The following is a 19,126-nucleotide window of genomic DNA, read 5'->3' as shown; positions in this document are numbered from 1 at the left end:
GTTCCCCGCCAGCCGTGCTCAGCCGGGCAGGCCGAAGCTGATGCGGCGTGCGATGTCGGAGAGCACCGCCGAGACGCGGGTGCTGACCACCCCCGGCGCGTCGCCCTCGGCGTAGAAGCGCACGAAGAGCGCCTCTCGCTGCTCCTCGGTCGGCACGAGTTGCAGCCGCGCGCCGTCGGTGGTGGGCGCAATCACATAGGCCTCGAGGTCGCCGACGTCGGGCAGGTGCAGCACGCCCCGCGTCTGAGGCGGGTAGGGCTTGCCGCGCAGCCGGGCGGTGTCGAGCGTCAGCGAGGACAGCCAGAACTCCTGCGTCTCGCCGCCTGCGCTGAAGGTGACCCGCTCGGGCTTGTCGGCCATATGGGTTTCCGAGCGCGGAAGCTCGACGCAGGTGAAGCAGGTGACCGCCAGAACGACCATGTTGTAGAGCGTCCAGAACAGGATGACCCATTTGCCGTCGCCGGCATCGTTCATCGCGAATCTGTCGCTGAAGATGCCGAGGCACAGCCCGACGATGCTGAGCCCCAGCGCGATCGCGAAGGGCATCATCAACCGCCACTGCACCACCACGCGCGAGCGGTCGCCGCCCTTGGCCGTCACCGAGAACTTGTGCCCCGTGGGGCGGAACAGCCCGGCGTAGGCGGCGCGGGTGATCGGGATTGCGCCGATGAGCTGGCTGACGTCGTGCATGATGGGGATCATCAGCCCGCGCGACAGCAGGTTCATCACCATGGTGACCCAGACGTAATAGGGGCCGAAGTAGACCAGCACGTCGGCGAGCCGCGCGTCCACGACGGTGATCCCGAAGAACCAGTAGAGCAGCGGGAAGACGACCGCGGCGATGCGGAACGGAAAGCTGGTGGCCCAGAAGAACACCGAGTCGATCACGCTCCAGCGGTCGCGCAGGCGCAGGTTGGCCTTGCTGAACGGGCCCACGGAGGAGCGGGCGATCTGCATCAGACCCAGGCACCAGCGGGCGCGTTGGGTGACGTACTCCTTGAGTCCTTCCGGCGCGAGCCCCTCGGTCAGCGGCTCGTTGAGATAAATCGAGCGCCAGCCTTCGTTCTGCAGCGCGATGGTGAGCATGAAGTCCTCGGTGATGCTCTCGGTCGGGAAGCCACCGATGCTGCGCACCGCCTCCCAGCGGCAGACCGACGAGGTGCCGCAGCAAATGGCGATGTCCCAGGCATCGCGCGAGGCCTGCATGTGGTCGAAGAAAAAGCGCTGCTCATCGGGATAGGAGGCGCTGAGCCCGAGGTTGTGCTGGATCGGATCCGCGTTGAAGAAATGCTGGGGGGTCTGCACCAGCCCCACGGTCGGATCGTGGAACAGCGCCAGGGAGCGCGACAGGAAGCCCCGGTGCGGCACGAAATCCGCGTCGAGCACGGCAATGAACTGCGGCGGCTCGGGATCCTCGGCGAGCCGATCAAGCGCGTGGTTGATGTTGCCGGCCTTCGAGCCCTTGTTGTCGGGCCGGCGCATGTAGCGCACCTTTTGCTCGATGCAGTAGTCGCGCAGCCAGTCCCGCCGGTTGTCATCGAGGATGATGACTTCCGTGTTGCTGTGTCGCAGCGACTTGGCGCCGATGATCGTGCGCTCGAGAATATCGCGATCCTCGTTGTAGGTGGCGATCATCACCGCCACCTTGGGCTCGGTCTCGCCCCACCAGCCGAGGTGCTCCGTCGCCTCGGCGCCGCGTTGCTTGACGCGGGCGAGGATGAGAAAGGCACTGAGGGAGCCGACGAGGGTGAGCATCTCGAGCGCGTAGAGCGCGTAGCTCATCACCGCGTCGATGGTCAGCCCCGGAGGCGCCAGCGTCTCGGTGCCGCGCCACCAGGCGTAGCGGATCGCGAAGATGCCGGCGACTCCGAAGAGCAGCGCGCGGTCGCGGGTCCGGTCCGGGTTGACGACGAAGGGCAGCACGAGCCCGACCCCCGCCACCAGCAGAAGGTAGGCACTGCTCGAGCCGAGCTCGCCAAGGTGCGGGAAGGGCGCCACGTCAGTTGAACCAGTGGCGGAAGAGGTCGAGCGGACGGCCGTCGAAGAAGGCGCGCCCGGTGCGTCCGATGGCGCAGCCGAGCTCAGGGTCGGCGTTCAGGTCGGGTGCCAGCAGGGTGACGTCGAAGCGCTCGAGGTGCTTCTCGCTCGGTGCGACGGCGAGATTGGCATAGATGCTGCGCGCGCCGCTTCCCGCGAGCCGCCCCACGGTGGCGGGATAGACGTGGGACTGGCCGGTGAAGCGGAAGCTGGCGTCCTGACCGACGCGCAGCGTGTTGAAGACGCGCTCGGTCACCGACAGGGTGATGATGCTCTGCCCGCAGTCCACGACGCGGATCAGCGGATCGCCGCGCTGCACGGTGACGGCATCGGCCTGGAGGGTCTCCCAATAGAGCATATCGGCGGCGGGCGCGCGCAGTTCGCTGCGCGACTCGAGGCCCTGCGTCTGGCGGGCGCGGGTGATGCGGCGTTCGAGCGCCGCCGTTTTTGCGCTCGCCTCGCTGCGGGCGAGCCCGAGCTCGGCGATTTGCGCGTCGAGCTGGATCCGGCGCTGTTCGGAGAAGGGGGCGTCGTTGTAGCCGTCGCCAAGGAAGACCCCCTGCTGCAGGGCGTCGCGCGCGATCTGCAGGGTCTCGACCCGCTCGCGGGCATGCGAGAGCGCAAGGGCTGAGGCGTGCGGCGTGCCGGCGCGACCGCTTTCATCGAAGGTTGCCTCGCCACCGGGGGCGGTGCTTGCGTAGGCGTCGCCGCGCTGCAGGAGGTCTCGCCGGATCCGCGCTTCGGCAAGCTCGGCCTCAAGCTCGGCGAGGCGCGCCTTTGTGAAAGTCTCGCTGCGCTGCAGCAGCGTGTCGCGCTCCCTGCTGAGCGCCGCGATCTGTGCCTGAATGCGGTTGATCCCGGCGTCCAGCGTTTCGAGCTCGAGTTGCAGGTCGGCGAGGCGCGTCGTGTCGGCGCGCGTGTCGGTCACCGTTGCGAGCAGCTCGTTTTGCGAAAGGCGCGCGCCAAGTGCATGGGCCTGCAGTTCGAGGGTTCCGGCGATCGGGCTGCGCAGTGTCGCGACCGGCGCGTTGACCACGGCGTTGGCGCTGGCAGCGGTCATCTGTTCACCGATGATGACCCAGAGCGTGACAAGAATGGCGGCGACGCCGATGATGAGGCGGGTGTACTTCATGTCCTGCTCGCGTTTTTTTGGTGCCTGCTTCAAGGGCATAACACCGCAGCCCGTTCCGAGGTGCAAGCAGTTGCACGGCTTATTGACCGTCGGCGCGCGCCGACGGTGTCCTAGCGTCAGATTGTGGCCCGAACAGGGCGGTCAGCAGTGACGCTGTTCCCTGTTGGCGAGGTGGGCAAGAAGCTGCAGGGTGGCAGGATAGTAGGATTGCGCCGTATCCTGGGTTGTGATCTCGGGCAGCGGACCGCAGCGGCCGAGGGCGAGGATCGCAAGGTAGCCCGCATGGTCGGAAAGGTCCCGGAGGCCTCCGGCGGCATCCACGCTCACCGCGAGCTTGCCCGGCGCGCCCGCGCTTTCCAGCCGGTCGAGCACATGGCTCACCGCCGGATTGCCATTGCGCCCGGACCAGCTGAGATAGAGTGGAATGCGCAGCGCGTCATAGCTTGAGCGCAGCTCGTGCTCCTGCGGGGCGTCGAAGCCGCCCGGCGTCACGTCGATCCAGTCGGGCATCACCGACTCGCGCGAGAGTTCGGCGAGCACCGTCTCGCCGTGATCGGCGGCGCGGATCAGCCGGTCGTCGTCGGCGGCGTAGCCCAGCTCGCGCAGGGCGCGGGACATGATGTAGGAAGGGTTGAAGAGCACCCTTTCGGGGGTGGCGCGGGATTCGGCGCCGGGCTTGAGCAGCAACTCCCCGGGTGCGCGCGGATCGGGCGCAAGGCAGAGTGCCGAGATGTCGCGGGCAATCGCGATGGCCTTGTCGCGGTATTCCCACCAACCGCTGTCCCGCGCGGCGCGCAGCAGCGCCCAGGCCCGGAACAGGTCGCCATCGGTGGCATTGTGCCAGTCGTCGATATTGTCGCGCCGGCGCGGAATCCACTGCCACGCCATGAGGTTGTCCTGGCGAATGGCCAAGTTGTGGTCGGTCCATTCCTCGATATTGCGGAAGGTGCGCTCGTCGCCATGGGCCTGTGCCAGCAGAAGCCCGTATCCCTGACCCTCGGAGTGGCTCGTGGCGTTCTGCAGATCATCCACCACGCGCCCGTCGGGCTGAACGAACCGCGCGCGCCAGAAGCGCCAGCATTGCCCCGGATCCAGGGGGGCGGCCTCGGCCGGGAGCCCGGTCGCAAGCAGGGCTGCGGCTCCGGACATCATTTGGCGTCTGTTGATCACTCGCTATCGTCTTTCGGCTTCCGGGAAGCATATGACTGATAATTAGCCGTCTTCTGCCCCATTCCCAAAGTTTACGCGAGCAGAACCTGTGACGTTCCACCATGGCGTGAGGCTAATCCGCAACGGGTTCCTTCGACCGGCAGAGGCGAGTTTATTCGTACAAATACGATTTCGCGCCGCCCTTTTCCTGAGCGCGCGGGGTTTGTTTGCATTTTTTGTGGGCGACTTTTGCAATTGTTGGCGGTCGCTTTGCCCTGAACCGCCACGGCCCCTGCAAAAAGCCCGGGTGGTCGCGTCAAATGATCCGGGGACCGGCAGCACAGAAAAGCCGGGCCGTGCAACAGGGAAATCTCGGAGGTTCCAATGCTTCGTCTGAAAGCAGGTATCGCGGCGCTCGCCGTCGCTGCCACCATGGCCGGTGCCGCACTGGCGCAGGGCACGCTGCGCGTCGGCATGACCGCGGCCGACATCCCCCTCACCACCGGTCAGACCGACCAGGGCGGCGAGGGCATGCGCTTCATGGGCTACACCGTCTATGACTCGCTGATCGAATGGGATCTCACCAGCGCCGACAAGCCGTCGGTGCTGATCCCTGGCCTCGCCACCGAGTGGTCGGTGGACGCCGAGGACAAGACCAAGTGGACCTTCAAGCTGCGCGAGGGGGTGACCTTCCACGACGGTGCGCCCTTCACCGCCGCCGACGTGGTGTGGAACCTCGACAAGATCCTCGACGAGAGCTCCGAGCAGTATGACCCGCGCCAGGCGGCACAGGGCAAGTCGCGCATCCCCGCCGTGGCCTCCTACGAAGCGGTGGACGACCAAACGCTGGTGATCACCACCAAGGAGCCCGACGCCACGCTGCCTTACCAGATGACCTGGATCCTGATGTCGTCCAAGGCCAACTGGGAAGCCATGGACAAGGACTGGGAGAAGGTTGCGGGCAGCCCCTCGGGCACCGGTCCCTGGAAGCTGGAAACCTTCGTCCCGCGCGAGCGCGCCGAGATGGTGCCCTTTGCCGATTACTGGGACGAGACTCGCATCCCCAAGCTCGACAAGATGGTGCTGATCCCGCTGCCCGAGCCCAACGCCCGCTCTGCCGCGCTGCTCTCGGGGCAGGTCGACTGGATCGAGGCCCCGGCGCCCGACACCATCCCGGCGATGGAAGGCAACGGTTTCGTCATTTCCTCGAACGCCTATCCGCACAACTGGACCTGGCACCTGTCGCGCCTCGAAGGCTCGCCCTGGAACGACATCCGTGTGCGCAAGGCCGCCAACCTCGCCATCGACCGCGAGGGCATGATGCCGCTGCTGGGTGGGCTCATGGTTCCGGCCAAGGGCTTCCTGCCGCCGAGTTCGCAGTGGTTCGGCAATCCGAGCTTCGAGGTGAAATATGACCTCGAGGCCGCCAAGGCGCTGATGGAAGAGGCGGGCTACGGTCCCGACAACCACCTGAAGGTCAAGGCGCTGATCTCGCCCTCGGGTTCGGGCCAGATGCTGCCGCTGCCGATGAACGAATATGTCCAGCAGAGCCTTGCCGAGATCTGGATCGACGTCGAGTTCATGGTCGTCGAGTGGAACCAGATGATCAACCTGTGGCGTGCCGGCGCGGCCGATCCTGCGGTGGACGGCGCCATGTCGATCAACTTCACCTACTTCATCCAGGACCCGTTCACCGGCCTGATCCGTCACCTCGACGAGAACCTGATCGCGCCCAACGGCACCAACTGGGGCCACTACAGCGACCCCGAGATGCAGGAGCTTTTCTCGCAGATCAAGACCACCTTCGACCCCGAAGCCCAGGACGAGGTGCTGCGCAAGACGCATGAGAAATACGTCGATGACGCGCTCTTCCTGATGGTCACCCATGACGTCGCCCCGCGCGCCATGGCGCCGAAGGTGAAGGGCTTCGTGCAGGCCCAGAACTGGTACCAGAACTTCTCGTCGATCACGATCGAAGAGTAAGGCCCCGCCAGGCCCATCCCCCGCCGCGCGCGTTGCGGCGGGGATCACTTCCAGCCAGGGACCACCACCCGTGCTCAGCTACTTTCTCCGCCGCCTCATCCTCGTGCTGCCCGTGGCCTTCGGGGTGTCGGTCATCTGTTTCCTTCTGGTGCAGATCGCCCCCGGCGATCCGCTCACAGCCATCATGCCCGTCGACGCCACCGCCGAGGAACAGGCCGCCATGCGCGCGGCCTATGGGCTCGATAAGCCGCTTCCCATCCAATACGCGATCTGGATCGGCAACCTCGTGCAGGGCGACATGGGCAAGTCCATCGCCACCGGTCGCCCGGTCGCGCAGGAGGTCTTCGGTGCGGTGCAGAACTCGCTGCTGCTGGCCGTCTCGGCCGCGGTCATCGCCTTCCCGATCGGCATTTTCCTCGGCTTTCTCGCGGGCTATTTCCGCGACACGCTGCTGGATCGCGCGGTCACCGCGCTGTCGATCACCGGCGTGTCGGTGCCGAACTACTGGCTCGGCATCGTGCTGGTCATCATCTTTTCCGTGAACCTCGGCTGGCTGCCCTCGATGGGCGCCGGGCCGGGCGGCTCGCAGAGCTGGGCTTGGGACTGGCTGCACATGCGCCACCTGATCCTGCCCGCCGTGACGCTGGCCGTGGTGCCCATCGGCATCGTCGCCCGCACCGTGCGCGCGCTCGCCGGAGACATCCTGACGCAGGACTTCGTGCAGGCGCTTTATGCCAAGGGCATGAGCCGCGGCGACGTGCTGCGCCACGTGGCGCGCAACGCCGCCGCCACGGCGCTGTCGGTCATGGGGCTGCAGCTGGGCTACCTGCTGGGCGGCTCGATCCTCATTGAGACGGTGTTCAACTGGCCGGGCTCGGGGTTCCTTCTGTCGAACGCCATCTTCCAGCGTGACCTGCCGCTGCTGCAGGGCACGATCCTCATCCTCGCCCTGTTCTTTGTGGCGATGAACCTCATCGTCGACGTGGCGCAGGCCGCGATCGATCCGCGCATCAAGAGGAGCTGACCCATGGCTCTTGCCGAAACCGACACCATGCAGGACGTCAGGGCCGAGAAACCGCAGGGCTACTGGGCCGGGGTGGGTGCACGCGTGGTGCGCGACCCGGTCTCGATGATCTGCCTCGCGGTGGTGCTGGCGCTGATCCTCTCGGCGATCTTCGCGCCCTGGCTTGGTCTTGCCGACCCCTACAAGGGCTCGATGATCGCCCGCCTGAAACCACTCGGCACCGAAGGGCACCTTCTGGGCACCGACGAACAGGGCCGCGACATGCTGGCGCGGCTGATCTACGGCGGGCGGCTGACGCTCTTCATCGGGCTGATGCCGGTGGTGCTGGCCTTCTTCATCGGCTCCGCGCTGGGGATCGTCGCGGGCTATGTCGGCGGCATGACCAACACCATCATCATGCGCATCGTGGACGTGTTCTTCGCCTTCCCCTCGGTGCTGTTGGCGATCGCCATCTCTGGGGCGCTGGGGGCGGGGATCGTCAACTCCCTCGTGTCGCTGACCATCGTCTTCATCCCGCCGATCACACGCGTCGCCGAGGCGGTGACCTCGGGGGTGCGCGCGCTCGACTACATCGACGCCGCGCGGGCCACCGGGGCGAACGCGCTGACGGTGATCCGCGTGCATGTGATCGGCAACGTGCTGTCGCCGATCTTCGTCTATGCCACCTCGCTGACGAGCGTGTGCATGATCCTTGCCGCGGGCCTGTCGTTCCTCGGCATCGGCGTGCGCCCGCCCGAGCCCGAATGGGGGCTGATGCTGAACACGCTGCGCTCGGCCATCTACATCAACCCGTGGCTCTCGGCGCTGCCGGGGGTGATGATTTTTGTCACATCGCTCTGTCTTAACCTGCTGAGCGACGGCCTGAGGAGTGCGATGAATGTCCGCGACTGACCTGTCTGCTATCAAACCCAGGACCGCTGCGCCCGCGAGCCGCGACAAGGGCGGGCCGGCGCAGCCTCTGGTCATCGTCAAGGGCCTGCAAAAGCACTTTCCCGTCCGAGGCGGCATCCTTGGCCGTACACAGGCCATGGTGCAGGCGGTGGACGGCGTGTCCTTCGAGGTGAAGAAGGGCGAGACGCTCGGCATCGTCGGCGAGTCCGGTTGCGGCAAGTCGACCACCGCGCGGCTGCTCATCGGCCTCATCGAGAAGGACAAGGGCGAGATCATCTTCGACGGGCAGGGGCTGGGCGAGCGGCTGTCGCTGAAGGACCTGCGCAAGGATGTGCAGATGGTTTTTCAGGACAGCTATGCCTCGCTCAACCCGCGGCTCACCATCGAGGACAGCGTGGCCTTCGGCGCCAAGGTGCAGGGGCTCGACGATCCCAACGGACGGGCGCGCAGCCTGATGGCACGCGTCGGGCTCGATCCCGACCGTTTCGCCCACCGCTACCCGCACGAGCTGTCGGGCGGCCAGCGCCAGCGGGTGAACATCGCCCGCGCGCTTGCCATGTCGCCGCGGCTGGTGGTGCTGGACGAGGCCGTGTCTGCGCTCGACAAGTCGGTCGAGGCGCAGGTGCTGAACCTGCTGTCGGACCTGCGCCGCGAGTTCGGCCTGACCTACATCTTCATCAGCCACGACCTGAACGTGGTGCGCTACATCTCTGACCGCATCCTCGTGATGTATCTCGGCGAGGTGGTCGAGGTCGCGCCGGTGGACAGCATCTGGGAGAGCCAGGCGCATCCCTACACCCGCTCGCTGTTCTCGGCGATGCCGTCGATGGATCCCGACAACCGCACGCAGGAGCCGCCGCTGGCCGGGGATCCGCCGAACCCGATCGACCCGCCCAAGGGCTGCCGTTTCCACACCCGCTGCCGGTTCGTCAGCGAGGTGTGCAAGAGCAAGGTGCCAAAGCTGATGGGGCTCGCGGGCAAGGCCGATCACCTGACGGCTTGCCATCTGCATGACGCCACCTCCGGCCACCCGAAAGCCGGGCAGGGGGTGCCGCAATGATCCTTTCAGGATGCCGCACGACGAAAGCGCGCGAGGTCTTCTGGACCGCGCCGCAACCCGCCTCCACCCCCCAGACCCAGTCGGAGGAGGGCAAATGACCAAGCTGCTCGACATCCAGAACCTCACGCTGCGCTTCAAGGGCAAGCGCACGGTGCATGCGCTCAACGACGTCTCGCTTGGCATGGAGCAGGGCGAGACGCTGGCGCTCTTGGGCGAGTCCGGCTCGGGCAAATCGGTGACGCTGAAGGCGCTTCTGGGGCTCCTGCCGCCGAAGCGCACCGAGATCGAAGGCAAGATCGAGGTCAACGGCACCGATGTGCTGAGCCTGTCCGGCAGGAAGCTGCAGAAATACCGGGGCGGCGAGGTCTCGATGGTGTTTCAGGAGCCGGCGCTGGCGCTCGATCCGGTCTATACCGTCGGCCACCAGATCGCCGAGTCCGTAATGCGCCACAAGGGGGTCAGCAAGGCCGACGCCATGTCGACCGCGCTCGACATGCTCGACCGGGTGCGCATTCCCTCGGCCAACCGGCGGCTGCACAACTATCCGCATGAGCTGTCGGGGGGGATGCGCCAGCGGGTGATGATCGCCCTCGCACTGGCGTGCCGGCCGCGGCTGCTGCTGGCCGACGAGCCGACGACGGCGCTCGATGCCACGGTGCAGATCCAGATCCTGCTGCTGCTGCGCGAATTGCAGAAGGAGTTCGGCATGGGGGTGATCTTTGTCACCCATGACATCGGCGTGGCGGTGGAGATCTCCGAGCGCGTGGCCGTGATGTACGCCGGACAGATCGTCGAGGAGGGGACGACCTCCGAGATCATCAAGTCGGCGCAGCACCCCTACACGCAGGGGCTTCTGGCGGCGAACCTGCACGACGTCGCGCGCGGCGCGCGGCTCAACGCCATCCCCGGCGCGCCGCCGTCGCTCGAGACCAAGCCGGACAGCTGCTCCTTTGCGCCGCGCTGCGCCCATGCCACCGCCGAGTGCCGCGCCGCGCTGCCGCCGGTCTTCGCCCCCGCGCCGCGCCGACGCGTGGCCTGCGTGAAGGCCGCGCCCGCCGTGGCGGCCGAATGACGGGAAAGCCATGCTGATCGAGCACGACCCCTACCGCTGCTTCATGCCCTACGAGCCGGTTCAGGTGGAGAGCGCCGAGGACGGGCCGCTGGCGGACCTCACGCTCGCGGTGAAGGACATCTTCGACGTGGCGGGCTACCGCACCGGATCGGGCTGTCCGCTGCGGCTGGCGGAGAGCCCGGTGCGTGCCGCCACCGCGCCGGCGGCGCAGAGATTACTCGATGCGGGCGCGCGCTTCGTCGGCAAGACCCACACCGACGAGCTGGCCTGGTCGATGTACGGGATGAACATGCACTTCGGCACGCCGGTGAACCCCGCCGCGCCGGACCGCATCCCCGGCGGTTCGTCCTCGGGCTCGGCCGTCGCGGTGGCCGGGGGGCTCGCCGACATCGCCATCGGTTCGGACACCGGCGGCTCGGTCCGTGCGCCGGCCAGTTTCTGCGGCATCTGGGGGATCCGCCCGACCCATGGGCGCATCCCGCTCGATCTCGCGCAGCCGCTGGCCGCAAGCTACGACACCTGCGGGATTTTCGCGCGTGACGGAGAGACGCTGCTGCGGGCGATGTCTGTGCTGCTGGACGGCAGCTCCGCGCCGCTGCCCGAGGTGCCGGAGTTCCTGCGTCCGATCGACATGCTGGCGCAGCTCGGGCCAGAGGCGCTGGCCCTTTGGGAGGCGAGGTTCGGAGAGCTTCCGGCCCGCGAGGTTCGCGTTTATCCTGACGGGGTCGACGCCGCCTACACCGCTTTCCTGCGCACCCTCGGCGCCGATGCGCGCGACTGGGTGCTGCCATTCATCCGCCAGAGCGCCATGCCCCTGGCGCGCGGGATCGACCAGCGCGCCGACGCCGCCGAGGCGCTGACCGAGGCCGAGATCGCGGGCGGGCAGGCGGCGCGGCGCGCCTTCACTGTGCATGTCGAAGCGCTGCTGGGTCTGTCGGGCGTGATCCTCGCCCCGGCGGTGCATGACGCGCCGTTCCGGCTCGACCCGCCGCTGGAGCTGTTCGACGGCTTCCGGCACGACTGCGCGCGGCTGCTTTGCGTCGCGGGCCTGTCGGGTCTGCCGCAGGTGGTCTTCCCGGCGGGCAGGCTGGGCGGGGCACCCTACGGCCTGTCGCTCATCGGGCCGCGCGGCTCGGACCTGTCGCTGATCGCGCTGGCCTGCCGCATCGCCGCCGGTTTTGCGGTCCCGGCCTGACGGAGAGTTCCATGGCAGAAATCGAACGCAAACTGGCCGGGATGGGCCTGGCGCTGCCGCCCTCGGCTCCCTCGCGCGCGCTGTTCCTTCCCGGCAAGATCAGCGGCAACCTTCTGTTCCTTTCGGGGCAGATCTGCGAGTGGGAGGGTGTGCCGAAGTACTTCGGCCCGGTGCCACAAGGCTTCGACGTGAAATTGGGGCAGGCGGCGGCGCGGATGTGTGCGCTGAACCTGCTCTACTCGATCAAGGCGGTCGCGGGCTCGCTCGACCGGGTTCGGAGCGTGGTGCGGCTGGGTGGCTTTGTCGCCGCGCCGCCGGGCTATGGCGACGGTCCGTTGATCGTCAATGGCGCCTCGCAGCTCTTCATCGATCTCTGGGGCGAGGCAGGGCGACACGCCCGCACCGCCGTCAACGTCACGTCGTTGCCCGCGAACGCGCTGGTCGAGATCGAGGCGACGGTCGAGCTTGAGTGACACGGGCGTCCCTTCGATCCTGCTGATCAATCCCAACAGCAACGCCGACACCACCCGCGCCATGTGCGCCATCGCGGGGCGGGTGCTTCCGGGGGTGCGCGGCTGGACCGCGCCAGGGGGGCCGCCGCTGATCACCGATCCCGAGGCGCTGGCCGAGGCCGCCGCCTATGTCGCGGCGGCAGAGATTGCACCGGAGTGCGCCGGGGTCATCGTCTCGGCCTTTGGCGATCCGGGGCAGGCGGCGCTGGCCGCGAGGTTGCGGGTTCCCGTAATCGGCATTGGCGCCGCCGCGGCCCGTGCGGCGGCGAAAGGAGGCCGCGCTTTTGCCGTGGTCACCCATACGCCTGCACTGGAAACAAGCATTGATCGATTGATGAACAGTGCCGCTCCCGACGGGCGTTATCTTGGGACCTACCTTGCCGAGGGGGACCCGATCGCGCTGTCTGAAGATCCCAAAAAGCTAGACAATGCATTGCTTTATGCCGCGATACGCGCGCATGGCGACGGCGCCGAGGCGGTGATCATCGGAGGCGGACCGTTGGGCGAGGCGGCCGATCGACTCGCCGATCACGCACCCTGCATTCTTGTTTCGCCTATTTTACGCGCAGCAGTTGAATTGCGAGCGAGACTCCGCTTGCCAACCGCCTGAATCTGCGGCAATCCGCCAGTGGATTGCCTTCGAAAGCGCAGCATGAGCGGAGATTCGGCAGAGTCTTGCCGCCGCGCAGCAAAAGCCCGCTTTTGTAGGGAACCCCTTAGATTACGGGGTGTTGTCTTTCCCGTACTCGCTATCAGATTCCCGCCCAGTACCACCCCTTGGAGCAGACATTTGCGGAAGTATCCGATCTCTAGTCCTGTTGTGTCCGGACGCGCGTTCGTGGCGCGTCAAAACCGACGCCAGTTCCTGGCCCAGCTTGCCGGCTCCGCCGCCGTTCCCGCGCTTCTGAGCGCGACGTCCCTTGCCGCGCAGGAGACGACCGAAGAAGGCACCAACGCGGCCCCCGACGAGCAGACCCAGAGCGAGACAACCCCCTTTTCCTTCGACATCCTCTCGGCGCAGATGGCCGAGGCCGCGAAAGCGCCCCCGCTGGAACCCGAGCAAGTCGAGGGCTTTCTTGCCGAGCTCGACTACGACGGCTACCAGCGCATCCGGTTCGACCCCGACAAGGCCCGTTGGGCGGATCTGCCGGACGACACGTTCCGGCTGCATGCCTTCCACCTCGGCTGGCTGTTCAAGCAGCCCGTGCGCCTGCATGAGGTGGTCAACGGCGAGTCGCGGCTGATGCATTTCTCGACCGCGGATTTCGACTATTCCTCGGTCGAGACACCGATCCCCGAAAATGCCGAGATGCCGGGCGTCGCCGGCTTCCGGCTGCACAACCCGCTGAACCGCGCCGACACCTTCGACGAGCTGGTGGCCTTCCTTGGCGCGAGCTATTTCCGCGCCTTGGGGCGCGACAACACCTACGGGCTCAGCGCCCGCGGGCTGGCGGTGAACACCGGGCTTTCCGGGGCCGAAGAATTCCCGCGATTCAACGAGTTCTGGCTCGAACGGCCCGGCCCGGGCGCCGAGCACATGACGGTCTACGCGGCGCTTGGCAGTGCCTCGATCACCGGCGCCTACCGCTTCGTGATCCGCCCCGGCGAGGACACGCAGATCGACGTGACCGCGCGGCTCTTCCTGCGCAACGACATCCAGCAGCTCGGCATTGCGCCGCTCACCTCGATGTTCCTTTTCGGCGGGCCGGACATGGGTGACTTCGACGATTTCCGCCCCGCGGTGCACGACAGCGAAGCGCTGATGCTGACCACCCAGGGCGGCGAGACCTTCTTCCGCCCGCTCAACAACCCGCCGCGGCTGGCAAGTTCTTACTTCGGCGCGCTCAGCCCGGTGCGCTTCGGGCTGGTGCAGCGGACCCGCGCGTTCGAGCATTACCTCGACGCCCAGGCCCATTACGAGAAGCGTCCGACGCTGCTGGTGGAGCCGATTGGCGACTGGGGCGAGGGCTCGGTGCGGCTGGTTGAGATCCCTTCGGATTTGGAGGCTAACGACAATATCGTCGCTTTCTGGATCCCCAAGGCCGAGACCAAGGCCGGGGATGCGCTGGAATTTTCCTATCGCCTGCATTGGGGCATGACCCCGGTGGGCGACGGGGCCGTCGACCGGGCCCGCGTGGTGCGCACGCGGGTTGGCAGGGGCGGCATATCTGGGGTCGAGCAGGACACCGATCGGCGGAAATTCGTCATCGATTTCGAAGGCGGCACTTTGGGGGAACTTCCCGCTGGCGCCGAAGTTGAACCACAAGTAAGTGCCGCCAACGCTGAGATTGCCGAAGCGGTAGTGAGCCGAATCTCGGGGACCGAGACTTGGCGCCTTGTTCTGGAAGTCGACGCGCCGGACGGCGCGGTCGCCGAACTCAAGGCGGGGCTCAAAGGGTATGGTCGTATGCTTACCGAAACCTGGACTTATCAATGGGTGAAGGAATGAATGCTGAACCGATGAAGGAACTGCACGTCGCCGAGGCTCGCGCCATCGAAATGCCGCATTGGGCTCCGCCCGAGGCGCCGATGGACATGCCGCGGCAGGAAATCGAGGCAGCGCGCGCCGAGCGCGTGTCGCTGGGAGAGATGATTGCGCGCATATTGATGCCCGGCCAGAGAGCCTGAGGACCTGCGCATGCCGGTCTTGCCCTCGCCCAGCCGCATGACTGTGGCCACCCGTCTTTTCTCTGCGGCCTTCGCGCTCGTCGCGGCGGGGGTAGCGACAGGTCTATTGCTTGAGGTTGCCCTGCAGGACGGGGTCGAACCCTTCGACTTCGTGCGCGCCGGGCTGATCCTGGTCACCACCGCCTGGCTGGCTTGGGGGGCTGCGCTGGCGCTCACCGGGCTTGCGCCGCTGAGCCGGCGCGGGACGCGCGAGATGCAGATGCCGCAGCCGCGCACCGTGGTGCTCGTGCCGATCTGCAACGAGGACCCAGTGGCCACCTTCGCGCGCATCGCCGCAATGGACGCCTCGATCAACGCGGCAGGGGTGACGGCGGACGTTGCCATTCTGTCGGACACCCGCGACGACACCGCGGCTGAGGAAGAGCGCCGGACTTTCGTGCGTCTGCTTGAAGAGACCGGTGGGCATGGGCGCATCTTCTACCGCCGCCGCGAGGACAATCGCGGTCGCAAGGCGGGCAACATCGAGGATTTCTTCCGCCGCTCCGGCGGCGCCTACGAGCTGGCTGTGATCCTCGACGCGGACAGCCTGATGGAGGGTGCCGCCATCCGTCAGATGATCGCACGGATGCAGGCCGACACGCAGATCGGCCTGCTGCAGACCCTTCCGCGCATCGTTGGCGGGCGCAGCTTCTTCGGCCGCGCCATGCAGTTCGCCGCTGCTTTCCATGGCCCGGTCTTCACCCGCGGGCTGGCCCGCATGCAGGGGGCGACCGGCCCGTTCTGGGGTCACAACGCCATCGTGCGGGTGCAAGCTTTCGCCGAGAGCTGCGGTCTGCCAGAGTTGCAGGGCAAGCCGCCCTTCGGCGGGCATATCCTCAGCCATGACTACGTCGAGGCGGCGCTGCTCGCCCGCGCGGGCTGGAAGGTCGAGGTGGATGGCGGTATCGACGGCTCCTTCGAGGAAGGCCCCGAGAATCTGCTGTCCTTTGCCAAGCGCGACCGCCGTTGGTGTCAGGGCAACCTGCAGCACATCCGGCTGCTGACGGCGCCGGGCCTCGCGCCCTGGAGTCGCTTCGTCTTCGTGCTGGGCATCTTCTCGTATCTCGTGTCGCTGCTCTGGTTCGGCTTCCTCGTGGCCTCGGTGATCGCCGCGGTGACCGCGCCGCCGCCCGACTACTTCCCCGAGCCGCATCTGCTGTTTCCGGTCTTCCCGAGCGATCGGACCAAGGAGATGATCGCCCTGATGATCGGGATTTTCGGCCTGCTCATCATGCCCAAGTTCGCGATCCTCATCGAAAGCGTCCTGACCCGCCGGGTCGGCGGGTTCGGAGGCGGGATGCGGGCCTTCTGGTCGGTGATCACCGAGGTCGCGCTGACGTCGCTCATCGCGCCCTTGATGCTGATGTACCAGACCAAAGCCGTGCTGCAGGTGCTTTCCGGCCGTGACGGCGGCTGGCCCTCCAGCCAGCGCGGCGAGGGACAGTTGACCCTGGTGCAGGGCATCCGCGCGGGCCTTTGGATCACCGCGACCGGCGCCGTGGCTCTGGCGGTTACGGCCTGGCTGTCGCCCGATCTGGTGCCCTGGCTGCTGCCGGTCTGCCTGCCGATGCTCTTCGCACCGGTTCTGATCTCCTGGACGTCGCGCCCGTTGACGCACAGCCTTTTCATCACTCCCGATGAGCTGGCCCCCGCGCCGGTGGTGCGCAGCTTCCGCGAAATTCACGCCCGCTGGAGCGGGACGCCGCAGGCCCCCCTGCCGCAACCCGGACTCGGAAGGGGCGCACAGCATGCAGCAGCCTGAACACAAGCTCGTCTCCTTTCCTGGCACGAAGACACCGCCCGCGCGCCGTCCGCGCGATGCGCGCATCGACGCCTTCCGCGGGCTGGCGCTGATCATGATCTTCATCGATCATGTGCCGGGGAACCCTTACGAGTACCTGACGATCCGCAACTTCACCCATTCGGATGCCGCCGAGGCGTTCTTCATCATGTCCGGCCTTGCCGCGGCCCTGGCCTATTCCGGGCGGCTAACGCCCGAGGCGCGCGCCGAGCACGGGCTGATGAACGGCGTGCTGCCCGTCTGGAAGCGGAGTTGGACGCTCTATCTGGCCCATATCTTCATGACGATCTGGGCGATCGCCATCTTCTCGGCGGGGGCGGGGATCTACAACCTTCCCGAGCTGCTCGAGACGATCAACCTGCGGCAGGTGTTCTCCAACCCCGAGGAGTCGCTTTTCGGCATTGCCGCTCTGACCCACCAGCTTGGCTACGTGAACATCTTGCCGGCCTATTCAGTGCTGCTCTTCTTCGCGCCGGCGATGCTGCTGCTGGGGCTCTGGAAGCCCAAAGCGCTGCTCTGGACCGCGCTGGCGATCTGGATGGCCGCGGGTCTCTGGCGCCTTAACCTGCCCAACTTCCCCAACCCCGGCGGCTGGTTCTTCAACCCGATCAGCTGGGAGCTGCTCTTCGCCATCGGCATGCTGACTGGCCTTGCCATGCGCCGGGGCGAGCGCTTTGTGCCGGTTTCCCGTCCGCTCTTCTGGGCGAGCTTGGGTTTCTGCGGTCTGGTGGTGGCCTGGAAGTTCATCCCCGAGTTCGGCGCGGTGATCAATCATCAGATGGCGCGGCTCTACCAGGCGGGGATCCCGTTCCACCTGACCACCCACGACAAGACCTTCGTCGCCCTGCCGCGGCTTCTGAATATCCTGGCGCTGGCCTATGTGCTCTCGTGCCTGCCCGCCGTGACACGCTTCTGCGCGAGCAAGGCGGCTGCACCGCTGCGGCTGCTGGGCCAGCAGGGGCTGCTGGTCTTCTGCACCGGCACCATCGTCGCGTTGGCGTTTCAGGTGATCATGGCGGGCAACCCGCTGTCGGCCTGGATGGGCTGGGGTCTGCCGCCGCTGGGCGTCGTGATCATGCTTGTTATCGCCTGGATGGCCCAGTCGCGCAAACCGGTGCGGCGAGAGATACAGTCGCCGGGCGGGCTCGTCGCAAAGCCCGATCAACGCCGGGTGAGCTGAGAACCGGCACTCATGACCAGGAGAAGGGGCGGGCTGCGGCACGCCCCTTTTTCCTTGGATTGAGCCTTCCGGCTCGCGGTCACGAAAAGGTCAGACGATGTTCTCCGAACGTCGAGACGGAAAGTCACAGTTGCTGCGTATCAAGGGCTCGCGCGGGCGGCGATCGCCTGCGCGTCCGACCGAAGGAGAAGAAGATGGCGTCGAGCCGCACCCCCCGGACCATCCGCGTCCTTGTCGCAGCCTTTGCGCTGACCCTCCCACAGGCCGATCTGCTGCATGCCCAGGACGCCCCTCCGGCCGCGCGCGCGGCGCGCGAGGTCGGAGTGATCACGCTCGAGGCCAGCGACGTGCCCTATTCGGTGACCCTGCCGGGGCGCTCCACCGCCTTCGAGGAGGTGGCAATCCGGCCGCGCGTTTCGGGGGTGATTTCCGAAATTCTCTATGAGCCGGGCAGCGACGTGACCAAGGGCGAGGTGCTCTTCCGCATCGACGGCGACACCTACCAGGCCGACGTCGATGCCGCCGAAGCGGATGTGGCGGGCGCCGAGGCGGCGCTGCGCAGCGCGGGGACGACGCTGTCACGCTATCAGAAGCTGGTCGGCACCGGGGTGACCGCCGCCGACGTGGACGCCGCCGAGGTCGACGTGATGCAGGCCAAGGCGACGCTGAGCGCGGCGCAGGCAGCGCTGGAGCTCGCCAAGCTCGACCTCGAGCGCACCGAGATCACCAGCCCCATCGATGGCATTGCCGTGCTGCCCGAGGTCTCGGTTGGCGATCTGGTGACCGCCAACCAGGAGGGCGCGTTGACCACGGTCACGCGGATCGACCCGATTTATGTCGACGTGCAGGAATCCATCACCCGGGTGCAGCAGACCCGCGAGCGGCTGGCCCAGGGCTCGCTGAACCGCGGCGCGCGGATCGAGGCCGAACTGGAACTTGAGAATGGTTCGATGTTCGAGGGGCAGGGCACCTTCGTGTCGCCCCCGGTGAGTGTTTCGACCACGACCGGCACCTCGGTCATCCGGCTGCGCTTCGACAACCCGAGGCGCGGCATCCTTCCGGGGCAGTTCCTGCGGGTGAAGCTGACCTTCGGCACCACCCCTTCGATCCTCGTGCCGCAAGGCGCCACCTCGCGCGCCTCGGACGGCACGCTGACCGCCTTCGTCGCCGCCGATGGCAAGGCCGAGAAGCGGACCCTGGCGGCGCAGGGCAGCTACAACAACGCCTGGGTCGTCACCGAGGGCGTCGAGATCGGCGAGCAGCTCATCGTCGATGGGCTGCGCAACCTGCAGCGCGGCGCTGCGGTCAGCCCCATCGATGTGGTGATTTCCGAAACCGGCGTGGTCACCCGTGCCGACGGGGCGCCCGACAGCTTCGGTGCCGCGCCCGAGCCCGCTGCGGATACGCGGGCAAAGGGCTGACG

16 protein-coding genes are annotated in these 19,126 nt (G+C 67.0%); 13 read left to right on the top strand and 3 right to left on the bottom strand.

The annotated features are described in order from the left end of the window. Nucleotides 1-18: 18 nt before the first annotated feature. From G0D83_RS15740 to G0D83_RS15730, 3 genes are all read right to left on the bottom strand, one after another. Nucleotides 19-1,998: a glycosyltransferase gene (locus tag G0D83_RS15740; protein ID WP_164195645.1), complete on the bottom strand. Its 1,980-nt coding sequence runs from the start codon at nucleotides 1,996-1,998 to the stop codon at nucleotides 19-21. A gap of 1 nt (nucleotide 1,999) precedes the next feature. Further along, nucleotides 2,000-3,169 carry an HlyD family efflux transporter periplasmic adaptor subunit gene (locus G0D83_RS15735; protein ID WP_164195643.1) on the bottom strand — a complete coding sequence of 390 codons (1,170 nt, stop codon included), beginning with the start codon at nucleotides 3,167-3,169 and terminating at the stop codon, nucleotides 2,000-2,002. Between the two features lie 141 nt (nucleotides 3,170-3,310). Next, entirely contained in the window at nucleotides 3,311-4,321 is a 1,011-nt protein-coding gene (locus G0D83_RS15730; RefSeq protein ID WP_235958101.1) for a glycosyl hydrolase family 8, read from the bottom strand. A 381-nt stretch (nucleotides 4,322-4,702) separates the two neighbouring features. Here G0D83_RS15730 and G0D83_RS15725 point away from each other — a divergent pair, with 381 nt between their 5' ends. The 13 genes from G0D83_RS15725 to G0D83_RS15665 all read left to right on the top strand — a co-directional run bounded on the left by G0D83_RS15725 (nucleotide 4,703) and on the right by G0D83_RS15665 (nucleotide 19,124). After that, nucleotides 4,703-6,301: an ABC transporter substrate-binding protein gene (locus G0D83_RS15725; protein ID WP_164195641.1), complete on the top strand. Its 1,599-nt coding sequence runs from the start codon at nucleotides 4,703-4,705 to the stop codon at nucleotides 6,299-6,301. A 70-nt stretch (nucleotides 6,302-6,371) separates the two neighbouring features. After that, entirely contained in the window at nucleotides 6,372-7,325 is a 954-nt protein-coding gene (locus G0D83_RS15720; protein ID WP_164195638.1) for an ABC transporter permease, read from the top strand. Between the two features lie 3 nt (nucleotides 7,326-7,328). Beyond that, on the top strand, nucleotides 7,329-8,216 hold the full coding sequence (locus tag G0D83_RS15715; protein ID WP_164195636.1) for an ABC transporter permease: 888 nt from the start codon (nucleotides 7,329-7,331) through the stop codon (nucleotides 8,214-8,216). Beyond that, nucleotides 8,203-9,276, top strand: coding sequence for an ABC transporter ATP-binding protein (locus G0D83_RS15710; protein ID WP_164195634.1), 1,074 nt, complete (start codon nucleotides 8,203-8,205; stop codon nucleotides 9,274-9,276). Before G0D83_RS15715 ends, G0D83_RS15710 begins: the two co-directional genes overlap by 14 nt. A 94-nt stretch (nucleotides 9,277-9,370) precedes the next feature. Beyond that, on the top strand, nucleotides 9,371-10,348 hold the full coding sequence (locus tag G0D83_RS15705) for an ABC transporter ATP-binding protein (protein WP_164195632.1): 978 nt from the start codon (nucleotides 9,371-9,373) through the stop codon (nucleotides 10,346-10,348). Nucleotides 10,349-10,358: 10 nt separating this feature from the next. Then, nucleotides 10,359-11,543: an amidase gene (locus tag G0D83_RS15700; RefSeq protein WP_164195630.1), complete on the top strand. Its 1,185-nt coding sequence runs from the start codon at nucleotides 10,359-10,361 to the stop codon at nucleotides 11,541-11,543. An 11-nt stretch (nucleotides 11,544-11,554) separates the two neighbouring features. After that, a complete protein-coding gene (locus G0D83_RS15695) occupies nucleotides 11,555-12,016 on the top strand; it encodes a RidA family protein (RefSeq protein ID WP_164195627.1) in 462 nt (153 codons plus the stop codon). Continuing rightward, nucleotides 12,009-12,665: an aspartate/glutamate racemase family protein gene (locus G0D83_RS15690; protein ID WP_235940208.1), complete on the top strand. Its 657-nt coding sequence runs from the start codon at nucleotides 12,009-12,011 to the stop codon at nucleotides 12,663-12,665. Before G0D83_RS15695 ends, G0D83_RS15690 begins: the two co-directional genes overlap by 8 nt. 228 nt (nucleotides 12,666-12,893) lie before the next feature. Next, on the top strand, nucleotides 12,894-14,504 hold the full coding sequence (locus tag G0D83_RS15685; RefSeq protein WP_370457251.1) for a glucan biosynthesis protein: 1,611 nt from the start codon (nucleotides 12,894-12,896) through the stop codon (nucleotides 14,502-14,504). Next, the gene (locus tag G0D83_RS15680; RefSeq protein WP_164195623.1) at nucleotides 14,501-14,683 is read left to right on the top strand and encodes a hypothetical protein; all 183 of its coding nucleotides are present in this window, start codon (nucleotides 14,501-14,503) and stop codon (nucleotides 14,681-14,683) included. The genes G0D83_RS15685 and G0D83_RS15680 overlap by 4 nt, the downstream gene beginning before the upstream one ends. Before the next feature lie 10 nt (nucleotides 14,684-14,693). Further along, the gene (gene mdoH / locus G0D83_RS15675) at nucleotides 14,694-16,484 is read left to right on the top strand and encodes a glucans biosynthesis glucosyltransferase MdoH (protein WP_164195620.1); all 1,791 of its coding nucleotides are present in this window, start codon (nucleotides 14,694-14,696) and stop codon (nucleotides 16,482-16,484) included. Next, the gene (locus G0D83_RS15670) at nucleotides 16,471-17,703 is read left to right on the top strand and encodes an OpgC family protein (RefSeq protein WP_164195618.1); all 1,233 of its coding nucleotides are present in this window, start codon (nucleotides 16,471-16,473) and stop codon (nucleotides 17,701-17,703) included. The genes mdoH and G0D83_RS15670 overlap by 14 nt, the downstream gene beginning before the upstream one ends. A gap of 194 nt (nucleotides 17,704-17,897) precedes the next feature. Then, entirely contained in the window at nucleotides 17,898-19,124 is a 1,227-nt protein-coding gene (locus tag G0D83_RS15665; RefSeq protein ID WP_164195616.1) for an efflux RND transporter periplasmic adaptor subunit, read from the top strand. The last annotated feature ends 2 nt before the right edge of the window (nucleotides 19,125-19,126 follow it).

The organism is Salipiger sp. PrR003, from assembly GCF_010500785.1.
Taxonomy (GTDB): domain Bacteria; phylum Pseudomonadota; class Alphaproteobacteria; order Rhodobacterales; family Rhodobacteraceae; genus Salipiger; species Salipiger pacificus_A.
The sequence above is the reverse complement of the archived record's forward strand: the minus strand, read 5'-3'. Positions and strand labels throughout refer to the sequence as shown.